This window comes from Massilia sp. GER05, from assembly GCF_052056005.1.
Taxonomy (GTDB): domain Bacteria; phylum Pseudomonadota; class Gammaproteobacteria; order Burkholderiales; family Burkholderiaceae_D; genus Telluria; species Telluria orientalis.
Genome location: NZ_CP178858.1, coordinates 6818957 through 6837753 on the forward strand (window position 1 = coordinate 6818957; position 18797 = coordinate 6837753).

Here is an 18797-nt window from a genome sequence, read left to right on the forward strand (position 1 = left end):
AGACATCATTCCACCACATCAATGTGACATGCAGGAACCGCTCACGCAGTTTTTTGACGTCGTCCTGACATTTTCGCAAAAAAACAACGACTCAGTTCGAACTGCTGTCCACCACCCGCAACGGTTGCACTTCCGCACCCATTCTTTCCAGTTCCACGCACATGTCGGTCCAGGCCGCTTCGACCTGGCCGGGGTCGCCTTTTACCCCCAATTCGATATGGCGCCGCGTGTGCGCATTGCCCACGCTGGGCAGGCTGAACACGCGCACTTCGGGGTAACGCGCTTCCAGCGCCTCCATCAGCGGCGTGAGCGCCGCCTCCGCCGCCTCGACCACCAGCAACGACTTTTCGAGCCGCGCCTCGCGGTGGAATTGGTCCGCATACAGTGTATCGAGCACCCACGCGATCATCGGCCACGCCATCACGGGAAAACCGGGCACGAAGTGGTGCTGCGCCACCGTGAAGCCGGGGATGCGGTTGTACGGATTCGGGATCAGGCTCGCGCCAGCGGGGAATTCCGCCATCCTGAGGCGTTGCAGGTTCTCCGGCGCTTCCAGGTCGGCGTCCGGACCCGCGGTCTCGCGGATGCGTTCCTCGATCAGCGCGCGTCCTTGCGGATGCAGTGCGAGCGGCACGCCCAGCGCCGCCGCCGCGCACTGGCGCGTGTGATCGTCCGGCGTGGCGCCGATGCCGCCGCAGGAAAACACGATGTCGGCACTCGCAAACGTGCGCCGCAGCAGGGCCGTGATGCGGTCCGGTTCGTCGCCGACGATCTCGGCCCACGCCAGGCGCAAGCCGCGCTCGCGCAGGAGTTCGATCACCTTGGGCAGGTGCTGGTCGCGGCGTTTCCCGGACAGGATCTCGTCGCCGATGATGATGAGGCCGAATGACATGCAGTCCTCCATGCGTCCAGTGTGCCACAGTGCGCCGGAGCCTGCCGCGCCGTGGCCGCGTACCGTGTGTGACATTTGCGGACAAACTCGTGACAAAGGCCCCCAAGACGCTACACGGCTCCCCTCCTAGAATCGGCGCGCCGGCCGCGGGCTGCGCGGCGCCGAACAGGATGAACGATGATTCCATCAGGACGACATGTCGCCGGCGCGTGCGCGCTGGTCCTTTTGCTTGCCGGTTGCGGCGGCCCGGACGATCCGGCCGCATCGCCGCCGGTCGCCACCCAGCCGACGGCCCCCGTCGCACAACCGGCGCGCGCCGACGTGCTGGCGACAGCGGCCGGCGGCATCGACAGCATCGCCTTCGGTGGCGACAGCGCCTGGCTGTCGCTGTCGAATACCGCGACCACCGACACGGCCGTCGTCCATGCCAGCCTGCCGCTGCGGGCGGATTCCGCGTGGACCGGCGTCGCGCTGGGCGAATGCGGCCTCGCGCGCGAAGACGGCGGCACCTGGCCCCTGCGCGCGCCATCGTTGCGCATGCTGGGATCCGATCTGTGGCTGTTCCAGCCCTGGTACGACAAGGGCCCGGACGCGCGCCCCGAACACGCGCTGTGCGCGTTGAGTGCCGACCGGACCACCTTCGTGCCGCGCGACGCCGGCCTGAAAGCGTGCGTGGGCAGCACGTGCACGACGTTGTCGATGGACGAGCTGAAACAGGTGAACGACCGCCTGTACACGAATGCCGGCGGCGGCCAGAACGTTCTCGCGTCGAACGACGGCGGCGCCCATTGGCGCGTGCTGACCGGCTTCTTCGACCAGGACATCTGCACCCATCCCGCGTTCGAGATCGTCGGCGACCGCCTGCTCGTCGGCGGCGAATGCCCGCTGGATTTCGCGTTCCTGCGCGCCTACCAACTGGCTGCGGATGGCGTCAGCCTCGCATCGCGCGACGCTCTCCCCGTCGCCTTGCCGGAACTGGAAAACCGCAACGTGCAATTCATCCAGGCGACAGGCGCCCAGCGCGTGTTCGCCGGCGTCGAGGGCGGCCTGCTGCGCAGCGAGGATGGCGGCAAGTCGTTCAAGTTCGTGATCCGGCATCCGCTCAGCGGCGGCGGGAACTACCCGTACATCCGGCATCTGCTGGCCCTCGCGGGCAAGCCGGACACGCTCGTCGCGGGCGGCTTCGACAAGGCGACGCAGAAGCCGTACCTGGCCTGGTCGAAGGATGGCGGCACGACGTGGACGGACCTGTCGCCCCTGCTGCCCGGCTATGCGCGCAACCTGGACGATGCGTCGGTGGCGGAAGTGACGGCCATCGCCCAGGATCCGCAGGGACGCGTGCTCGTCACCGTCAACGAGTCGAAAGGCGCGCAGGGCCGCCTCGTGCTCGTCACGCTGGGCACGCCTTGACGCGCTTTACACGTCCTTGGACACCTGGCCGGCCCGGAGGTCGGCCAGCGCCTGCAGGCAGAAATACTGGAACCACAGGCCCGTGAAAATGAAGATCACGAGGTAGAGCCAGATCGACAGCACGGCCAGGAACGGGAACAGCACGACGGAGAACAGCGCGCCGCCGATCCACGCGACGCCCGGCAACGCGCCCAGCAGGCCCGACACGGTGCCGATCAGTAGCAGAGAGCGCTTGTGCGCGTGCATGATCGTGCGACGTTCCTCCGGGCTGGCGTGGATGGCCAGCGCGTCGTACCCCATCACGCGCGCCGTCAGCCAGCCCCACAGCACGGCCTGCACGACGATGGCGACGGGCGCCAGCGCGTACAACGGCAGCGTGACGAGCCACAGCAGCGCGAACACGACGATGCCCGACAGGTTGACGCCGAGGCTGCCCATGAAGCTGCCGCCCTCCTTGCGCTCGAGCGTCGGGAACTGCACGCGGCTGACGTGGCGCGCGATGGCCGGCATCGCGCCCACGCCGATGAACAGCAGCGACGTGATGATCATCAGCGGCAGCAGCACGAGCATCGCCACGAGCGGGATCACGAGCGTTTTCAGGAAACCGAGGCCGAGGGTGGCAAGGATGCTGCCGCTCGTCTCGAACAGGCCGTAGTCGGCGAAGACCGCGTGCAGCCAGTCCAGCAGCGGCTGCATGCCGGCGTACAGCAGGCCGCCCCACAACGCCAGCGACAGCAGCAGCGGCACGATGGACAACAGCAGCATGCGCCCCGAGAACTGGGAGCGCAGCGCGCGGCCGTAGGCAATGGCGACGGGGCGCATCATGCCGCGTTGCGCCGGTTGCCGGCTTCGACGAGGCGCACGAGGCCGAGCCACTGCTGGCGCCAGAAACCGCGGCCGTAGTCGCGCGCGGGACGTACACTCCCATCAGGATTGGTGCGCGCGAACTGGTCGCGCACGCCCGTGCCGTGCCAGCCGGGCGCGAAGTTGGCGGTGCCGAACAGCTGGTCCCAGACGGGCAGCAGTACGCCGAAATTGCAGCCGCCCAGCTCGCGCCCCTGCGATTCGTGGCCGATGCCGACGGCGTGGTGCGTGCGGTGGAAGCGCGGCGACACGAGCAGGCGCTCGCCCAAGCGGCCGAAGTGGATGCGCACGTTCGCGTGCTGCAGGCTTTGCAGCGCGCGCGAGACGGAGACGAGCAGCACGTACTGGCTCGGCGCCACGCCGATCGCCAGCGCGATGACGGCCATGTAGACGTCGCGCAGCAGATCGTCCAGCAGGTGGTTGCGGTCGTCGCTCCACAAATTCATGTTCTGCTGGCTGTGGTGCAGGCTGTGCAGGGCCCACCACCAGCGGAACTTGTGCTGGCCGCGGTGGAACCAGTAATCGAAGAAGTCCAGCACGACGAGGTACATGAGGAAGCTGGCGAGCGGGTGGAACCCCGTCATCAGGTTCTCCAGGTTGAACGGGCGGACGCCTTCCATGCGCAGCGCCGCGGCGATGCCGTCCATGACCGGGTCGAGCGTGAAGAACACGGCCATGCCGAAGAAGCCGAGGCGGTGGATCAGCGTGTAGATGAAATCGTCGATGCGCGCGCGGCGGTCCGTCATCTTCTGCGCCGGGATGACCGCCTCCAGCGGCCGCAGCACGAGGTACAGGGCGGCCACTTCGCACAGGCCGGCGAGGAACCATTCGATGCCTTCGAAGGCGTCTTCGATGTATTCGCCGAGGCCCATGGCGAACATTGCGGGTTCGACCGCGTTCTCGAACAGCCATCCCTGCAGGAAGGCGAAACCATCGAGGAAATGCTGGCTCATGTCGTTAGCTGAATCATATTTTTATCGGTAGTCCGGATGCGCTCTCAGTGTAGCGAAACAGAAGCCTTTGCGCTCGAGACCGGAGATCAACGGTTCGAGGTTCGCGGGCATCCACGGGTCCTTGCGCGACCAGATGCCCATGTGGGCCATGAAGATGTCGCCATCCTTCAGGTTGTCCAGTGCGCGCTTCAGCAGCACCGCGTTGGGGAATTTGTCGCTGGACGTCTCGTCGCCCGAGAAGCCGGCCGGCGCCCAGCCCGCGTGTTGATAACCGCATGCCTTCGCGGCCGCGAGGATGTTGGGCGAGCTGTGGCCGCCCGGCGTACGGAAGATCGGGTCCAGGCGGCGGCCCGTCAGCTGTTCGAAGCGCGCGTCGACGCGGCGCAGTTCGGCGCAGTACTGCTGCTGCGTCCAGGTGAGCTTCCGACCCGCATGCGCGCCGAACTGCGGCTTGACGACGATGCGGCCATCCGCCTCGTCGCGCTGGAAATACACGTGGTCGAACGTGTGGCTGCCGAACGCGTGGCCTTCCGCCACGCGGGCCTTCCAGTAGTCCGCCCACGAAGGATCGAGCGACCAGTCGCCGCGCACCGTCTTCTCGTTGGCGAGGAAGAACGTCGCCTTGATGTGGTGGCGGCGCAGCGTGTCGGCAATCAGCCCGGCCTGCGACTGGCTCCCCGTGTCGAACGTCAGGTAGACGGTGCCCTTGCATGCGGGCGCGTCACCCGCGTGCGCGCTGGAACTGGCCGCCAGCAGTGCGGCGGCGGCGAGACGCAGCATCACATCCGCGGCGCCGCGTTGGCGAAGAACACGCCGTGCGGCGAGCGGCCTACGGGGATCATCTTGATGACCTTGCGGCTGGCCACGTCGATCACGGCGACTTTCTTGATCCAGCGGAGCGTCACCCACAAGGTCTTGCCGTCGTTCGTCAGTTCCATGCAGTCCGGGCCGCCCGGCACGGGGATCATGCCGACGTTTTCCAGGGTGACCTGGTCGATGATGTTGATCGAGTTCTGCACGCGGTTCGACACGAACACGTGGCGGCGGTCGCCGAGGGCGCGGAAGTTGTGGGCGCCGTTGCCCGTCTTGATGCGCTTGACGGTCTTCTGCGCGCGCCAGTCGATCACCTCGACGTAGTCGCTGCCCATGATCCCGACGAGCAGGTACTTGTCGTCCGGCGTCATCGAGATGCCGGCCGGGAGCTTGCCGACCGGGAGGGTCCATTTGACGGTCTGCGTCTTCAGGTCGATGGCGCTGACCTGGTCGCTGCCCTGCTGCGTCACGAACGCGGTCGTGCTGGCCGCGTCGAACGCGATGTGGCTGGGCATGCGCGCGAGCGGAAGCCGTTTGCTGAGCAACAGGTTGCCGCCTTCGTATTTGTAGACGTCGACGCGGTCCAGGCGCAGCGACGCCGACACGAACCATTTCTGGTCCGGCGAGAAGCCGATCTGGTACGGGTCGAGCACGTCCGCCAGCCGGCGCTGCACCTTGCCCGAGATGGGGTCGAGGAAGATCAGTTCGTTGCCGACGGAGCTGGCGACGATGACTGACTTGTTGTCCGGCGTGGCCATCAGGTGATGGGGCTCCTTGCCGACCGCGAACGTGCCGTTGTCGGCGCCCGTCTTCTGGTCGAGCAGCTGGACGGTGGCGTCGCGCGAATTGAGTACGACCACGACGTTCGCGTGGGCAGCCTGGATGGCCGAAAACAACACGAAACCAGGGATGAGAGACTTGCAGAAGCGACGCGGCATGGAACCAGACGGACTCAGTGGAAGGAAGCTTTATTCTACGGGGAAACTTGAACGCTCCGAAGCGCAGAACGATGGAATCGCACGCAAGCGGCGCGCCGCCGCAACACAGTGGACAGACCGTTAATAGCGCATTGACAGGTCATGGACTACAATCGGCCTTTCACTCTGAACAACAAGGAACACCCATGTCCATCACCACCACGAATTCCGGCCTGCAATACGAAGACACCGTCGTCGGCAGCGGCGCCGAAGCGAAGGCCGGCAACTACGTGACCGTGCACTACACCGGCTGGCTGCAGAACGACGACGGCAGCACCGGCGTCAAGTTCGACTCCAGCAAGGACCGCAACGACCCGTTCCAGTTTCCGCTGGGCGCCGGCCACGTGATCCGCGGCTGGGACGAAGGCGTGCAGGGCATGAAGGTGGGCGGCGCGCGCCGCCTGATCATCCCGGCGAGCCTGGGCTACGGCGCGCGCGGCGCCGGCGGCGTGATTCCGCCGAATGCCACGCTGATCTTCGACGTGGAACTGCTGGACGTTTAATTTTCGCCGACGCATTGGTGGGCTCCCCGAGCCCACGATGCCAACCGAGCAATTATTCTAAAATCCGGTCAAATCGGGCGTAATTCCGAACATGATGGGCTAAGATGCCCGCACATCGTCAAAGGAGTTACCATGAGTTTGCAAGAACAGTTCGCCCAGGCCCAGATCGATTCGAAGAACCTGCCCGAGCGTCCGGACAACATGACCCTGCTGAAGATCTACGCATTGTTCAAGCAGGGGTCGAGCGGCGACGTCACGGGCGAGCGTCCCGGCTTCACCGACATGGTCGGCCGCGCCAAGTACGACGCGTGGGCCGCGCTGAAAGGCACGTCGCAGGACGACGCGATGCAGCAGTACGTCGACCTGATCGAAGACCTGAAGTAATCAAGCGTTAAACGTCTTGCGCATGCTTTCCGCCACCTTCTGTTCGATGGCGGACGCGAAAGCACTCATCAAAAACCCCAGCTTGATGCGCAACGCGGCCTGGCGCTCGCCCAGCGTGAGCGCCCCCTCCACGCCGCTGCGGGCGAAACGCAGCACGTCCCCTTCCCATTTGCACGTCAGGCCATATTCGCGGGCCAGCTTGTCCGCCACCTTTTGCGCGGCGGCGCGCGCGTCGGTCTGGCTCAGGCTGTGCGGCTGGGTGATGCTGATGTCCGGCATTCGATTTCCTTACTGATTCAAAGCAAACAGCCCGCCATGATGCCAGTTGATGGGCGCAAAGGCCAGCGCTTGCCTGGAGAATAATCAATTGATGAGTCTCAAAACCCAACTTGGGCAAGGGGCGACCATTCCTCGTGTCATCAAGGAGGATTCCCATGGATTCGACGCCCACCCAGCCCCCCGTCGGTTTCGTGCCGACGCCCACCGCCTCGTATCGCCAGCACCGCAAGGCCGCGCAACTGCTCGACCAGCCGGGCCGGCCTCGGCCGCAATCGGGCCCCGGCAGCGCGTCGGCATTTGAAGGCAGCCAGCCGGGTGACGTGCCCCTGCCCTACGCGTCCGGCGCACGCGTGCTGATGTGGAAGCAGGATCCATCGGTGGACGAGATCGGCACGCGCAAGGTCTTCCTGCCCGGCGTCGTGCTGGCCGGTCCGCGCGACGCGCGCATCGTGCTGGCCTCCAGCGATGCCGGCATCCCGCCGGTCGAGCCGAACGCCTTCGGCGACTTCGTGACGATGCCCGATACGCCGCAGTTCGACGCCGTCCACACGTTCGCCGTCGTGCGCCAGACCCTGACGATGTACCAGCGCGCGCTGTCGACGGCCGGCAGCGCGATGCCCCTGCCCTGGCAATGGAACAGCAGCGTGGACACGGCGCCGCTGCAGGTCTGGCCATACGGCCTGCCGAACGTGATGAATGCCTATTACAGCCGCGCGCAGGCGTGCCTGAAGTTCGGCGACTTCGTGCCGGCCGGCGAAACCGCGCGCGTGTACACGTGCCGCTCGTTCGACATCGTCTCGCACGAAACGGGCCACGCCGTGCTGGACGGCCTCAAGCCGCAATGGCTGCTGGCCGACAATCCGCCGCAGACGGGCGGCCTGCACGAATCGTTCGGCGACCTGACGGCGATCTTCCTCGCGCTGTCCCAGCTCGACCAGTGCGAGGCCGTCATCGCCCAGACCAAGGCGCACCTGCACGACAAGACCTTCCTGGCCGACATCGCCGAGCAGTTCGGCCTCGCCCTGGGCAGCACGACCGGGCTGCGCAATGCCGACAACGACCTCACCCTGTCCGAAGCCGGGACCGAAGTGCACGCGATCTCGCAGGTGTTCACGGGCGCCGTCTACGACATCCTGGCCGACGTGTTCGCCCTCGAGCGCGATCCCGCGCTGGAAGATTGCGCCAGCGTCCTGCACCGCGTGGCCGGATGGCTGCGCGGACTCGTGCTGCGCGCGCTGATGGCCGCCCCGGACACGGCCGCCACGTTCGCCGACGTGGCCAACGAGATGCTGCGCCTGGCCTTCGAGGACGGCAAACCGCAGGCCGTCGTCAACGCGATCCGCGACCGGTTCGCCCAGCGCGAGGTGTTCGCCGTGCCGGCCGGGATCACGGGCGACCACCCGGCCGGCCTGCGCCTGGCGCCGCTCGTGACCGACGCGCCCGGCGCGCGCCAGGATCGGCGCGCCTGCTGCGGCACGATGAACCTGGCCGAATACTACGATGTCGAACGCGTGCTGCAGGCGGAGGCGGACGCCCTCGCGCGCTGGTGCGCGGCGCACGGCCGGTCCGGTCCGGCCGGCGCGCCGCCGGCGGCCGTGGCGCTGACCACGGTCACGGTGACGGACGATTCCGGCGCGGCCGTCGCGACGACGGCGGTAGTGGACCTGGGGGCTACGGACAGGCTTCGATGAGCCCTGGAAGCGGCCCGGCGAGCGGACTCCGAATACATTTGCTTATGTGTATTGTGTATAAGCCTGATTTGTCGTAGAAGCAGAATTGCCCTAAAATACAGTGCTTTGCCGCGTCCGGCGAACGCTCTTCGAACAATACACGCCGCCGCTTCCACTCATTGATAGGACTGTTATGACCCACGTTGTCACCGAATCGTGCATCCGTTGTCGCTATACCGATTGCGTGGATGTATGCCCGGTAGATTGTTTCCGGGAAGGCCCGAATTTCCTCGCCATTGACCCGGACGAGTGCATCGACTGCGCCGTGTGCGTGGCGGAATGCCCGGTCAACGCGATCTACGCGGAAGAAGACGTGCCGTCGGACCAGCAGCAATTCATCAAGCTCAACGTCGAACTGGCACGCAACTGGCCGTCCATCACCAAGACCAAGCCGGCCCTGCCGGACGCGGAAGAGTGGAAGGACGTCAAGAGCAAGCTGGACCAACTGGTCCGCTAATCGTTCTTGAACGCCGGCCCGCCGGAGCGCCGGCCGTGGCCGGCGTCCTTTGCCGGTCCCTGCAGGTGTGCGCCATTCGTGGCACACTATCCGCCCTCGCCTACCTACCGTACATAATTTTCAGGAAATCAGCATGACTACGACCCCCGAAGTGGGCACCATCGCTCCCAACAGCTCCTTTGCCGGCGCCATCGAAGCCGATGCCGTGATCATCGGCGCGGGCCCGGTCGGCCTGTTCCAGGTGTTCGAGCTGGGCCTGCTGGAGATCAAGGCCCACGTGATCGATTCGCTGCCGGCCGTCGGCGGCCAGTGCGTGGAGCTGTATCCGGACAAGCCGATCTACGACATCCCGGCCGTGCCCGTCTGCACCGGCCAGGAACTGACCGACAACCTGCTCAAGCAGATCGAGCCGTTCGAGCCGACCTTCCACCTGGGCCAGGAAGTCACCACCGTCCAGCGCCGTGAAGACCACCGCTTCAACGTCGAGACGTCGACCGGTACCCGTTTCATCACCAAGACCATCTTCATCGCTGCCGGCGTCGGTTCGTTCCAGGCGCGCACGATCAAGGTCGACGGCATCGAGAAGTTCGAGAACAGCCAGCTGTTCTACCGCGTCAAGGATCCGAGCCTGTTCGAAGGCAAGAACCTCGTCATCTGCGGCGGCGGCGACTCCGCGCTGGACTGGGCCCTGAACTTCGTCGGCAAGGCCGAATCCGTCGTGCTGGTGCACCGTCGCGAAGACTTCCGCGCCGCCCCGGCTTCCGTCGCCAAGATGAAGCAGCTGTGCGAAGACTACGAAATGCAACTGATCACCGGCCAGGTCACCGGCTTCGACGAGAAGGATGGCCAGCTGTCCGAAGTCAAGGTGACCGGCGCCGACGGCGTGACCCGCCGCGTGCCGCTGGACATGCTGATGGTGTTCTTCGGCCTGTCGCCGAAGCTGGGCCCGATCGCCGAATGGGGCCTGGACATCGAACGCCGCCAGCTGAAGGTCATGGACACCGAGAAGTTCGAGACCAATGTGCCGGGCATCTTCGCCGTGGGCGACATCAACACCTACCCGGGCAAGAAGAAGCTGATCCTGTCGGGCTTCCACGAAGCCGCGCTGGCCGCCTTCGGCGCCGCGCCGTACATCTTCCCGGACAAGAAGATCCACATGCAGTACACGACGACGTCGCCGAAGCTGCACAAGATCCTCGGCGTCGAAACGCCTGTGTTCGATTGACCGTTCCGTAACTCAGTCACGACGAAAATGCCCCGCCTGTGCGGGGCATTTTTCTTATGTAGTGCACTTAACGAACCGGGTGCTGACAAGTGTGATACATATTGTGCAACGCAGTAATAAACAGATTGTGACTCAGGCTCGTTGTTGCCCCACGCCAAGCCGAATGAGCCTATAATTCACCGCACACGTAGCGCAAACGATTGCAATTGCGCACAGAGTCATGAAGGAAAAATTATGCTTTATCAACTGCACGAGATGCAACGCTCCTTCCTGAACCCGCTGATGCAGTGGGCCGATGCCTCTGCCAAACTGTTTTCGAATCCAGTCTCACCGTTCGCGCACACCCCGTTTTCGCAGCGTATCGCTGCCGGCTACGAGCTGATGTACCGCCTCGGCAAGGACTATGAGAAACCTGCTTTCGGCCTGACCTCGACCATCATCAACGGGCAGACGGTCGGCATCGTGGAACGCCCCGTGGTCAGCAAGCCGTTCTGCAAGCTGCTGCACTTCAAGAAAGACATGAGCGACGCGGACTTTGCCGCGCTCAAGCAGCCGACGGTGCTCGTCGTGGCCCCGCTGTCGGGCCACCATGCGACCCTGCTGCGCGACACGGTCCGCGCCCTGCTGCCGGACCAGGACGTCTTCATTACCGACTGGGTCGACGCGCGCATGGTGCCGCTGTCGGACGGTCCGTTCCACCTGGACGACTATATCTATTACGTGCAGGACTTCATCCGCCACCTGGGCCCGGACGTGCACGTGATCTCCGTGTGCCAGCCGACCGTGCCGGTGCTCGCCGCGATCTCGCTGATGGCGACGAACAAGGATGCCAGGCTGCCGAAGTCGATGGTCATGATGGGCGGTCCGATCGACCCGCGCAAGTCGCCGACGGCCGTCAACGACCTGGCAGTCGAGAAGCCATATTCGTGGTTCGAGAACACGGTGATCTATGCCGTGCCGGGCAATTACCCGGGCTTCGGCCGCAAAGTCTATCCGGGCTTCCTGCAGCACGCCGGCTTCATCGCGATGAACCCGGGCCGCCACGCCCAGAGCCACCGCGAGTTCTACCAGCACCTGGTGCGCGGCGACGACGATTCGGCGGAAGCGCACCGCAAGTTCTACGACGAGTACAACGCCGTCCTCGACATGCCGGCCGAGTATTACCTGGAAACGATTAAAACGGTATTCCAGGAAACCCGCCTGCCGAAAGGCACGTGGGAAGTGGGCGGCCAGCTCGTGCGTCCGCAAGACATCGAGAGCGTGGCGCTGTTCACCATCGAAGGCGAGCTGGACGACATCTCCGGCGCCGGCCAGACCCATGCCGCGCACGACCTGTGCACCGGCATCCCGGCCGAGAAGCAGCAGCAGTTCACGGCGCCGAAGTGCGGCCACTACGGCATCTTCTCGGGCCGCCGCTGGCGCGAGATCATTTGCCCGATGATCGGTGAATTTATCCGCAAGAACGCCTGAGCGTTGCGAATGTCCCTTTGAAAATGCCGCGGCCTGGACCGCGGCATTTTTCGTTAACGCGTGCCCGTTTCGATCATCCAGTGCAGGCCGTAGCGGTCGATGACGGCACCGAACGCATCCGCCCACGCCGTGGCGCGCAACGGGACGCGGACGTCGCCGCCCTCGCCCAGCGCCTGCAGGATGCGCACCGCCTCGTCCGCGCTGTCCACGTGCAGGTTCATCGAGAAGCCAGAGAACGCGGGCGCCTGGCCGGGGTGGTGGCCTTCCGAGAAATAGATGGTCGACTCGCCGAAGCGCAGGCCGGCCCGGATGATCTTGCCGGGACTGCCTGGCGCGAGGAACCGTGGCTGTGCATCGGGAATCGCCGTCAACTGAAACAGCACGTCGGCGTGCAGGACGTCACGATAAAAAGAAAGGGCTTCGGCGCACAGGCCGGGAAAATAGATCGTTGGAATCGCTTGCATAAAGGTCGCTGGTTCGGTGAAGTGAATGGTCCAGGAATGCGTGGTACACGATGTCCTCCTTTCTTTTGTTGTTGGCGCGTCAAGAATAACAGAAGGCCGTCCCCGCGCGAACGGGAACGGCCTGGCGTTTCACCTGCCGGGGCCGCCTTGAAGGCAGCCCGCGGCGTCAGTGATTGATGATCAGGTCTGCGATGACGCCGGTGGCAATGGCCGCCAGCACATAATCGCCGCCTGTCTGCACCCAGTGATAACCCCGCGGCGGAGGCCGCAAATGGTGGTCGCGCCAGTTGTCCACGACGTATTGGTGATTCCGGTAGCGGGACGGCAGGCGCCCGCCGCGGCGGATATCGTGGTTGGGCCCGGCACCATCCCAACGGCGCGCCCCGCCGGAACCTTCGTCGCCGTAGCGGCCGCCGCCGCGGGCCTGATAGCCGTCGCGACGATCGTCATTGCGGCGGTCGTAGCGGTCGTCACCGCGCCGGTCGCTCCGGTTGTCGATGCGGCGGTCGCCACGATCATTGTCGCGCTGGCTATAGCGGCTATCGTCACGGTCACCGTGGTAGCGGTCCTGGGCAAAGCTCGATGCGCCGGCAGCACTCAGCAGCGCCGCCAGCAACGTGGACATCGCGAGGTGCTTCTTGTTCATAAGACCCTCCATGTAATTCGTTGCCTGGACTCCAGTAGACCACCAGACTCATCTTGCACTCCGTACGTTGCATCACGAACGTATGCAGATTGAATTACCCAGGTGCATTTCGACTGCATTGGGCTTTTAGCGGATAATGACGGTCTATCCAGTTTCGAAGTAGCACCGCCGTGACCAAGACGCTCGCCGACCAGATCGAAGACCTGCTGCCGCAGACCCAGTGCACCAAGTGCGGCTATCCCGCCTGCCGTCCGTACGCGGAAGCGATCGCGCGCGGCGAGGCCGAGATCAACCAGTGCCCGCCCGGCGGCATGGAAGGCGTCGCGCGGCTGGCAAGGGTCACCGGACGGCCCGTCATCCCGATCAACCCGGCCAACGGCGTCGAGCGGCCGCGTCCCGTCGCGTTCATCGACGAGAGCCTGTGCATCGGCTGCACCTTGTGCATCCAGGCCTGCCCCGTCGACGCGATCCTCGGCGCCGCCAAGCAGATGCACACCATCATCCCGAGCCTGTGCACGGGCTGCGATTTGTGCGTGGCGCCCTGTCCCGTCGACTGCATCGCGATGATCCCGCGCACGGACGACCCCGCGAGCGAGCCGACCGGCTGGGCCGCGTGGTCGCAGGAACAGGCCGACGCCGCCCGCGCCCGCCACGATTTCCGCACCGAGCGCCTGCGCCGCGAGAAGGAAGAAAACGACGCGCGCCTGGCCGCCAAGGCGCTGGAAAAGATGCGTGCCGTGACGGCGGAAACGACGAATACGGCGGAGGAGCTGGCGGAAAAGGAACGCAAGCGCGCGATCATCGCCGCCGCCATCGAGCGCGCGAAACAGAAAGCCGTCTCCGACAAGAAAGACTGACGCATCGATGAATCCCGCCAAACGCCTCGAGATCTTCACGCGCTTTCGCAACGCCAATCCGCATCCCACCACCGAACTCGAATACACGACGCCGTTCGAACTCCTGATCGCCGTGCTGCTGTCCGCGCAGTCGACGGACGTCGGCGTCAACAAGGCCACCCGCAGGCTGTATCCGGTCGCGAACACGCCGCAGGCGATCCTCGACCTGGGCCTGGACGAGCTCAAGACGTATATCTCGACGATCGGCCTGTACAACAACAAGGCGAAGAACGTCATCGCCACGTGCGAAATCCTCGTGAACCAGTACGGCGGCGAGGTGCCGCGCTCGCGCGAGGCACTGGAAGCCCTGCCCGGCGTGGGCCGCAAGACGGCGAACGTCGTGCTGAACACCGCGTTCGGCGAACCGACGATGGCCGTCGACACGCACATCTTCCGCGTCGCGAACCGCACGAAGATCGCACCGGGCAAGAACGTCGACGAAGTCGAGATGAAGCTGCTGAAGTTCGTGCCGAAGGACTTCCTGCACGACGCCCACCACTGGCTGATCCTGCACGGCCGCTACACGTGCGTGGCGCGCACGCCCAAGTGCTGGAACTGCATCATCAACGACCTGTGCGAGTACAAGGACAAGACGCCGGCGCCGAAGGACGCGTAACGGCCATCCGGGTCAGATGACCCGGCGCGGCGCCGCCGTCGACGGGTCGCCGCTGTTCGGCGTGCCCGTCGGCTCGATCAGCAGGATGTGCGCCTCTCCCTGCGCGCGCGGCCGGTGGCGCATGCCCCTGGGGACGACGAACATCTGGCCGGGATCGAGCGTCACCGTCGAACCATCCTCGAGGTCGATCTCGACGCGCCCGTCGAGCACCAGGAAAAAGTCGTCGGTGTCGTCGTGGACATGCCAGTGGTATTCGCCGCGCAGCTTCGCGACCATCACGTCGTGGCCGTTGAACAGGGCCACCGTGCGGGGCTGAAAGGCTTCCGTAAACGTCACCAGCTTGGCGGCCAGGTCGATTGCAGTGTGCATCATGCCTCCCGATGAAAAACCCATTGTGGGCCCCCCCCCCCCCGCGCCTTCACCGCCGCCTACCACATGCCGCCGCACGTGTACCTCAACGCCGTGCGGGTCGCGCAGGCGCAGGCCCTGATCCGCCGCGGCACGCCGCTCGCCGCCGTCGCGCTGGAATGCGGCTTCGCGGACCAGAGCCACCTGACGCGGCGCTTCAAGGGCAGCGTGGGCGTGACGCCGTCGGCCTGGCAAAAGATGCAGCGCGGCGCCGCATTCACTTCGTGAGGACCAGCGAAAAGAAGATCCGCGTCGGCCCGTTCGACAGCTTGAAGAACAGCTTGTTGCGGCCCTTCCGGAAGTGCACGACGCGCTTGCCTTCGTTCAGGTTGTAGTCGCGCACAAAGGTATTCCGCGTCTCGTAGACCTGGCCGAAGAACGAGTCCTTGTTGGCGTTTCCTCCTTCCCAGACCAGCCGGTCGTTGAGCCACAGCTGCACATCGTCGTCCGCGCCGACCCAGATCGTCAGGTCCTGTTCCGCGTCGAGCATCAACTCCGTATAGCCGTAGTACACGGCGTCTTCCGCGTGCACGGGCGGCTCCAGGGGATAGCGCGCCATGTCGACGTAGTCCCATTTGACGAGGCGCCCGCCCTTGCCCCGATAGGCGGCATCCAGCACGACGCCCTGCTCGGGCGGATGATGGTAATTGGCGAACAGCCCTGCGCCGTGCCGTCCGTCGAATGGACCGATCAGGTACCAGCGGTTGACCCAGACGCGGTTCGCGTACGTGCCGCCCGCGCCGATCATCCGGCCCGTACCCTTGACCATGGTGGCCGCGTCGACGGTGGGCATGTGCGCGACGCCGCCGCCGAACATGGTGCCCGCGCCCCCGAGGTAAGCCTTCGTCATTCGATCCGGCAGGTCGGGATTCGTGAACGCGGCGATCCGGTCCAGCATCTGACGGCCCACGCCGCCGGCGCTTCCGTTCCCGAGGCCTTGTCCGCTCTGGCCATTGCCCTGGCCGTCACCCTTGCCTTCGCCATTGCCTTTGCCTTTGCCCTTGCCATTGCCTTTGCCCGCGCCGCGTTGCGCCGCACCCGCCGCGTCGGCCGCGACCTGCACGCCGTTCTGCTGCTGCTCCAGCTGGTGGCGGCGCTCTTCCAGCGCGACGCGTGCCTTCGCTTCGAGCTGCTCGATCTGCGCCGCCGCTTCGGCGGGCGTCCGCGGTTCGGCGGCAGGCGGCGCCTCAGCCCTGGCCTTCTCCGCGACCTGTTCCAACGCCTTTTCCTTCGGGATGTCGAGCAACTTTGCGAGTTGCTCGGCCTTGGTGTCGCGCTCGATCTCGTCGATCTTGCGCGCCAGGTCCTTCGCCTGCTTCAGCAATTCGTCCGGCGCCTTCGGCTGCGCGCTGAACTGCACCTCGTCTTCCTTGTTCCCGGCAGGCTGCTTGCCCGCGCTTTGTGCGAGCAGGGACTGGATCCGCGCCATGTCGTGCACGCGCTTTTCGAGGCGGGCCTGCACCGTCAGCCATGCGCCCGATTCGACCTGGCGCTGCTGGCGCTCGCGCTGGGCGATCTCGATGCGCTGGGTGCCGAAGTGATACAGCGCGACGAGCGGCACCGCATGCAGCACGAGCGACAGGACGATGAACGGATGCCGCCGCAGGGGGCCGAAGGCCGGGGCGAGCCTCGGAGTATCGTCGGCGAACATCGTCAGCGCGTGTGCATCGACACGTGGGTGAGCCCCTCGAACTGGCACAGCTCGAGCACGTGCACGATGTCCTGATAGCGCGTGGACTGGTCGCCGTCGATGCGGACCGGCCGCGCCGGATCGCGCGCCGCCTCGCGCTTGAGCAGGTCGTGCAGGGCTTGCGTCGACACCTCCTTGCGGTCGATATACAGGCCGCCTCCGGCATCGACGCCGATGACCAGCGGCGCCGGCGCCGCCTTCGCGCGATCGAGGCTGACCTGCGACGTCGGCAGCACGATGGGCATGTCCTTCTCCGGCTTTTCGCCGTCGGGGTGCCGGAACGACGTCGCGACCATGAAGTACATCAGCAGGAAGAAGATGCAGTCGATCAGCGCGATCAGGCCGATCTCGGGCTGTTCGTCGTCGCCGAGATCAATGCGCATGGACGACCTCCAGCGTGCGCGCCGGCATGCCGTCCAGCACGCGGTTCAGCTGACGCTCCAGCGCGATGCCGATGCCGACCATGCGGTTGCGGAAGACGTGGTGCATGGCCAGCGATGGCAGCGCCACCGACAGGCCGGCCGCCGTGTTGACGAGCGCCTTGGAGATGCCGCCCGCCAGCAGGGTCGGATCGCCCATGCCGTTGAACGCGATGACGTGGAAGGATTCGATCATGCCGATGACGGTGCCCAGCAGGCCGACGATCGGCGCGACCGTCGCGACGACGTTCAGCGCGTACGCCTTTTGCTGCTGCAGGCGCAGTTCGACGCCCGCCATCTCCGCCACGCGCGCCGCCAGCTTTTCGGCCGGCAGGTGGCGCTGTTCGACCATCCAGCCGAGGATGCGCGCGAGGCTGCTGTCGCCGTCGGCCACCCGTTCGCGCAACTGGTCGAAGCGTCCCGTGCGCCACAACGTCTCCGCCTCCGCGGCCAGCTCCGGCGGCGCCACTTTCGCCAGGCGGAAGTTGGCGAGCCGCTCGAACGTCACGGCCAGCGCCAGCACGGACAACGCGCCGATCGCGACGATGCCCATGCCGCCATGCAGCAGCTCGGAAGCGATGTTCAGGCCCTGCGCATGGGCCGGGAAGGCAGTCGACAGCAGGCCATACAGGCCGAGGTGGCGCAATCGGGACATCGTCTTCCTTTCAATGGAAACAACTGATTTACGCGCCAATTTAGCACAGATGATTCTTTGTTTGGTAACTAAATTACACTTTAATAGCAATGAAAATTACCATTTTGTGGAAGTCCACTATTCCATACGCATGAAATTAGTTATTAGCAAATTTTCAGTATGATGAATGGTATTTTCACGACGAGGCAACCATGTTTTCCCATGTCTTCATCGGCGTCGGCGATTTCGACCGGGCGCTCGCGTTTTACCAACCGCTGCTGGCGGCGCTGGGGCTGGAGGCGCGCTTCTGCGACCGATCGCGCCCGTGGGCCGGCTGGCAGCAAGCGGGCCGGGCGCGCCCGCTGTTCCTCATCGGCGCGCCGTACGACGGCCAGCCGCACGCACCCGGCAATGGCCAGATGACGGCCCTGCTCGCGCCCGACCGCGCGGCCGTCGATGCGGCTTACGAGATCGCGCTGGCGCACGGCGGCCGCGGCGACGGCGCGCCGGGCCTGCGCCCCGACTACCACGAGCACTATTACGGGGCCTACGTGCGCGACCCCGACGGCAACAAGCTGTGCGTGGTGTGCCACGATCCCGCTTGAAAGGAAGATCACATGATGCTTCGCGCTTGCACCGCCTGCGCGATCGGCGGCGTATACCTGCTGTGGATGGTCTGGTAGGGTGGGCGGCCCTCCGCCCACGCGTAACGCCAACAAACCGCAAACGTCACGCGTGGGCACGGGGTGCCCACCCTGCGCGCCGGCCCGGAGAGAATCAGATCAGGACCAGTCGTGAAGGCGCTCGGCGGCGTACACCTGCTGTGGATGGTCTGGTAGGGTGGGCGGCCCTCCGCCCACGCGTAACGCCAACAAACCGCTGACGTCACGCGTGGGCACGGGGTGCCCACCCTACGTGCTGGCCCGGAGAGAATCAGATCAGGACCAGTCGTGAAGGCGATCGGCGGCGTATACCTGCTGTGGATGGTCTGGTAGGGTGGGCGGCCCTCCGCCCACGCGTAACGCCAACAAATCGCAAACGTCACGCGTGGGCACGGGGTGCCCACC

The 18797-nt window shown here is 65.5% G+C and carries 22 protein-coding genes and 1 pseudogene; 11 read left to right on the forward strand and 12 right to left on the reverse strand.

Annotation, left to right across the window (positions count from 1 at the left end; genetic code table 11):
• Window positions 1-91: 91 nt before the first annotated feature.
• A complete protein-coding gene (locus ACL58G_RS29965; protein WP_440964087.1) occupies window positions 92-892 on the reverse strand; it encodes a competence/damage-inducible protein A in 801 nt (266 codons plus the stop codon).
• A gap of 177 nt (window positions 893-1069) precedes the next feature.
• Here ACL58G_RS29965 and ACL58G_RS29970 point away from each other — a divergent pair, with 177 nt between their 5' ends.
• A complete protein-coding gene (locus ACL58G_RS29970) occupies window positions 1070-2302 on the forward strand; it encodes a WD40/YVTN/BNR-like repeat-containing protein (RefSeq protein ID WP_440964089.1) in 1233 nt (410 codons plus the stop codon).
• 6 nt (window positions 2303-2308) lie between these two features.
• Here the strand turns inward: ACL58G_RS29970 and ACL58G_RS29975 are convergent, their stop codons facing one another.
• Genes ACL58G_RS29975 through ACL58G_RS29990 form a run of 4 tightly spaced genes read right to left on the reverse strand, consistent with a single transcriptional unit; the run spans window position 2309 to window position 5870 of the window.
• Complete coding sequence (locus ACL58G_RS29975; RefSeq protein ID WP_413387032.1) at window positions 2309-3127, reverse strand: EI24 domain-containing protein; 819 nt, start codon at window positions 3125-3127, stop codon at window positions 2309-2311.
• Window positions 3124-4119, reverse strand: coding sequence for a sterol desaturase family protein (locus ACL58G_RS29980; protein WP_413387030.1), 996 nt, complete (start codon window positions 4117-4119; stop codon window positions 3124-3126). The genes ACL58G_RS29975 and ACL58G_RS29980 overlap by 4 nt, the downstream gene beginning before the upstream one ends.
• A 21-nt stretch (window positions 4120-4140) precedes the next feature.
• Window positions 4141-4899 carry a polysaccharide deacetylase family protein gene (locus ACL58G_RS29985; protein WP_440964092.1) on the reverse strand — a complete coding sequence of 253 codons (759 nt, stop codon included), beginning with the start codon at window positions 4897-4899 and terminating at the stop codon, window positions 4141-4143.
• Entirely contained in the window at window positions 4899-5870 is a 972-nt protein-coding gene (locus tag ACL58G_RS29990) for a YVTN family beta-propeller repeat protein (RefSeq protein WP_413387028.1), read from the reverse strand. The genes ACL58G_RS29985 and ACL58G_RS29990 overlap by 1 nt, the downstream gene beginning before the upstream one ends.
• A 185-nt stretch (window positions 5871-6055) precedes the next feature.
• Between ACL58G_RS29990 and ACL58G_RS29995 the strand changes: the two genes are divergently transcribed.
• Together ACL58G_RS29995 and ACL58G_RS30000 are read left to right on the forward strand one after the other, a co-directional pair.
• The gene (locus ACL58G_RS29995; protein WP_036235195.1) at window positions 6056-6412 is read left to right on the forward strand and encodes an FKBP-type peptidyl-prolyl cis-trans isomerase; all 357 of its coding nucleotides are present in this window, start codon (window positions 6056-6058) and stop codon (window positions 6410-6412) included.
• 132 nt (window positions 6413-6544) lie between these two features.
• Window positions 6545-6796 carry an acyl-CoA-binding protein gene (locus tag ACL58G_RS30000; protein ID WP_258851041.1) on the forward strand — a complete coding sequence of 84 codons (252 nt, stop codon included), beginning with the start codon at window positions 6545-6547 and terminating at the stop codon, window positions 6794-6796.
• Here ACL58G_RS30000 and ACL58G_RS30005 read toward each other — a convergent pair whose 3' ends face one another.
• Entirely contained in the window at window positions 6797-7075 is a 279-nt protein-coding gene (locus ACL58G_RS30005) for a polyhydroxyalkanoic acid system family protein (RefSeq protein ID WP_413387027.1), read from the reverse strand.
• Between the two features lie 155 nt (window positions 7076-7230).
• On the opposite strand from ACL58G_RS30005, the gene ACL58G_RS30010 reads away from it, so the two are divergent.
• The 4 genes from ACL58G_RS30010 to ACL58G_RS30025 all read left to right on the forward strand — a co-directional run bounded on the left by ACL58G_RS30010 (window position 7231) and on the right by ACL58G_RS30025 (window position 11957).
• Window positions 7231-8766, forward strand: a complete 1536-nt coding sequence (locus ACL58G_RS30010; protein WP_440964096.1) for a hypothetical protein — start codon at window positions 7231-7233, stop codon at window positions 8764-8766.
• 172 nt (window positions 8767-8938) lie between these two features.
• A complete protein-coding gene (fdxA, locus tag ACL58G_RS30015; protein ID WP_413387025.1) occupies window positions 8939-9262 on the forward strand; it encodes a ferredoxin FdxA in 324 nt (107 codons plus the stop codon).
• 133 nt (window positions 9263-9395) lie between these two features.
• Complete coding sequence (locus tag ACL58G_RS30020) at window positions 9396-10487, forward strand: NAD(P)/FAD-dependent oxidoreductase (RefSeq protein WP_056123168.1); 1092 nt, start codon at window positions 9396-9398, stop codon at window positions 10485-10487.
• A 234-nt stretch (window positions 10488-10721) separates the two neighbouring features.
• Window positions 10722-11957 carry a polyhydroxyalkanoate depolymerase gene (locus ACL58G_RS30025; RefSeq protein WP_440964099.1) on the forward strand — a complete coding sequence of 412 codons (1236 nt, stop codon included), beginning with the start codon at window positions 10722-10724 and terminating at the stop codon, window positions 11955-11957.
• 53 nt (window positions 11958-12010) lie between these two features.
• Here ACL58G_RS30025 and ACL58G_RS30030 read toward each other — a convergent pair whose 3' ends face one another.
• Both ACL58G_RS30030 and ACL58G_RS30035 read right to left on the reverse strand, forming a co-directional pair.
• Complete coding sequence (locus ACL58G_RS30030) at window positions 12011-12421, reverse strand: VOC family protein (RefSeq protein WP_413387023.1); 411 nt, start codon at window positions 12419-12421, stop codon at window positions 12011-12013.
• Window positions 12422-12587: 166 nt separating this feature from the next.
• On the reverse strand, window positions 12588-13067 hold the full coding sequence (locus ACL58G_RS30035) for an RcnB family protein (RefSeq protein WP_413387022.1): 480 nt from the start codon (window positions 13065-13067) through the stop codon (window positions 12588-12590).
• Between the two features lie 170 nt (window positions 13068-13237).
• On the opposite strand from ACL58G_RS30035, the gene rsxB reads away from it, so the two are divergent.
• A complete protein-coding gene (rsxB, locus tag ACL58G_RS30040; protein WP_440964101.1) occupies window positions 13238-13924 on the forward strand; it encodes an electron transport complex subunit RsxB in 687 nt (228 codons plus the stop codon).
• A gap of 7 nt (window positions 13925-13931) precedes the next feature.
• On the forward strand, window positions 13932-14579 hold the full coding sequence (gene nth / locus ACL58G_RS30045; RefSeq protein WP_259448886.1) for an endonuclease III: 648 nt from the start codon (window positions 13932-13934) through the stop codon (window positions 14577-14579).
• 12 nt (window positions 14580-14591) lie between these two features.
• Here nth and ACL58G_RS30050 read toward each other — a convergent pair whose 3' ends face one another.
• Entirely contained in the window at window positions 14592-14951 is a 360-nt protein-coding gene (locus ACL58G_RS30050) for a cupin domain-containing protein (protein WP_440964104.1), read from the reverse strand.
• Between the two features lie 51 nt (window positions 14952-15002).
• Here ACL58G_RS30050 and ACL58G_RS30055 point away from each other — a divergent pair.
• Window positions 15003-15215: pseudogene (locus ACL58G_RS30055) on the forward strand (helix-turn-helix domain-containing protein); the annotation flags it as partial.
• On the opposite strand, the gene ACL58G_RS30060 reads toward ACL58G_RS30055, so the two are convergent.
• From ACL58G_RS30060 to ACL58G_RS30070, 3 genes are read right to left on the reverse strand one after another with little or no spacing between them, the layout of a single operon-like run.
• Window positions 15205-16638 (reverse strand): cell envelope integrity protein TolA, encoded by a 1434-nt coding sequence (locus tag ACL58G_RS30060; RefSeq protein WP_440964106.1) that lies wholly within the window; start codon window positions 16636-16638, stop codon window positions 15205-15207. The pseudogene ACL58G_RS30055 and the gene ACL58G_RS30060 sit on opposite strands and share 11 nt — an antisense overlap.
• A gap of 2 nt (window positions 16639-16640) precedes the next feature.
• On the reverse strand, window positions 16641-17060 hold the full coding sequence (locus ACL58G_RS30065) for an ExbD/TolR family protein (protein ID WP_413341346.1): 420 nt from the start codon (window positions 17058-17060) through the stop codon (window positions 16641-16643).
• Window positions 17050-17751 (reverse strand): MotA/TolQ/ExbB proton channel family protein, encoded by a 702-nt coding sequence (locus ACL58G_RS30070; protein ID WP_413387018.1) that lies wholly within the window; start codon window positions 17749-17751, stop codon window positions 17050-17052. Before ACL58G_RS30070 ends, ACL58G_RS30065 begins: the two co-directional genes overlap by 11 nt.
• Window positions 17752-17942: 191 nt before the next feature.
• Between ACL58G_RS30070 and ACL58G_RS30075 the strand changes: the two genes are divergently transcribed.
• The gene (locus ACL58G_RS30075) at window positions 17943-18335 is read left to right on the forward strand and encodes a VOC family protein (protein ID WP_413387017.1); all 393 of its coding nucleotides are present in this window, start codon (window positions 17943-17945) and stop codon (window positions 18333-18335) included.
• Window positions 18336-18797: the final 462 nt, after the last annotated feature.

What these genes read in the sequence shown, in the direction of transcription:
- ACL58G_RS30010 (WP_440964096.1), top strand. Translation starts at nt 7,231, where the DNA reads ATGGATTCGACGCCCACCCAGCCCCCCGTCGGTTTCGTGCCGACGCCC.
- ACL58G_RS30030 (WP_413387023.1), bottom strand. Translation starts at nt 12,421, where the DNA reads ATGCAAGCGATTCCAACGATCTATTTTCCCGGCCTGTGCGCCGAAGCC.
- ACL58G_RS30000 (WP_258851041.1), top strand. Translation starts at nt 6,545, where the DNA reads ATGAGTTTGCAAGAACAGTTCGCCCAGGCCCAGATCGATTCGAAGAAC.
- ACL58G_RS30075 (WP_413387017.1), top strand. Translation starts at nt 17,943, where the DNA reads ATGTTTTCCCATGTCTTCATCGGCGTCGGCGATTTCGACCGGGCGCTC.
- ACL58G_RS30060 (WP_440964106.1), bottom strand. Translation starts at nt 16,638, where the DNA reads ATGTTCGCCGACGATACTCCGAGGCTCGCCCCGGCCTTCGGCCCCCTG.
- ACL58G_RS30005 (WP_413387027.1), bottom strand. Translation starts at nt 7,075, where the DNA reads ATGCCGGACATCAGCATCACCCAGCCGCACAGCCTGAGCCAGACCGAC.
- ACL58G_RS30065 (WP_413341346.1), bottom strand. Translation starts at nt 17,060, where the DNA reads ATGCGCATTGATCTCGGCGACGACGAACAGCCCGAGATCGGCCTGATC.
- ACL58G_RS30070 (WP_413387018.1), bottom strand. Translation starts at nt 17,751, where the DNA reads ATGTCCCGATTGCGCCACCTCGGCCTGTATGGCCTGCTGTCGACTGCC.
- ACL58G_RS29965 (WP_440964087.1), bottom strand. Translation starts at nt 892, where the DNA reads ATGTCATTCGGCCTCATCATCATCGGCGACGAGATCCTGTCCGGGAAA.
- ACL58G_RS29970 (WP_440964089.1), top strand. Translation starts at nt 1,070, where the DNA reads ATGATTCCATCAGGACGACATGTCGCCGGCGCGTGCGCGCTGGTCCTT.
- ACL58G_RS30025 (WP_440964099.1), top strand. Translation starts at nt 10,722, where the DNA reads ATGCTTTATCAACTGCACGAGATGCAACGCTCCTTCCTGAACCCGCTG.
- nth (WP_259448886.1), top strand. Translation starts at nt 13,932, where the DNA reads ATGAATCCCGCCAAACGCCTCGAGATCTTCACGCGCTTTCGCAACGCC.
- ACL58G_RS29985 (WP_440964092.1), bottom strand. Translation starts at nt 4,899, where the DNA reads ATGCTGCGTCTCGCCGCCGCCGCACTGCTGGCGGCCAGTTCCAGCGCG.
- ACL58G_RS29995 (WP_036235195.1), top strand. Translation starts at nt 6,056, where the DNA reads ATGTCCATCACCACCACGAATTCCGGCCTGCAATACGAAGACACCGTC.
- ACL58G_RS29975 (WP_413387032.1), bottom strand. Translation starts at nt 3,127, where the DNA reads ATGATGCGCCCCGTCGCCATTGCCTACGGCCGCGCGCTGCGCTCCCAG.
- ACL58G_RS29990 (WP_413387028.1), bottom strand. Translation starts at nt 5,870, where the DNA reads ATGCCGCGTCGCTTCTGCAAGTCTCTCATCCCTGGTTTCGTGTTGTTT.
- ACL58G_RS30020 (WP_056123168.1), top strand. Translation starts at nt 9,396, where the DNA reads ATGACTACGACCCCCGAAGTGGGCACCATCGCTCCCAACAGCTCCTTT.
- ACL58G_RS30035 (WP_413387022.1), bottom strand. Translation starts at nt 13,067, where the DNA reads ATGAACAAGAAGCACCTCGCGATGTCCACGTTGCTGGCGGCGCTGCTG.
- ACL58G_RS29980 (WP_413387030.1), bottom strand. Translation starts at nt 4,119, where the DNA reads ATGAGCCAGCATTTCCTCGATGGTTTCGCCTTCCTGCAGGGATGGCTG.
- ACL58G_RS30050 (WP_440964104.1), bottom strand. Translation starts at nt 14,951, where the DNA reads ATGATGCACACTGCAATCGACCTGGCCGCCAAGCTGGTGACGTTTACG.
- fdxA (WP_413387025.1), top strand. Translation starts at nt 8,939, where the DNA reads ATGACCCACGTTGTCACCGAATCGTGCATCCGTTGTCGCTATACCGAT.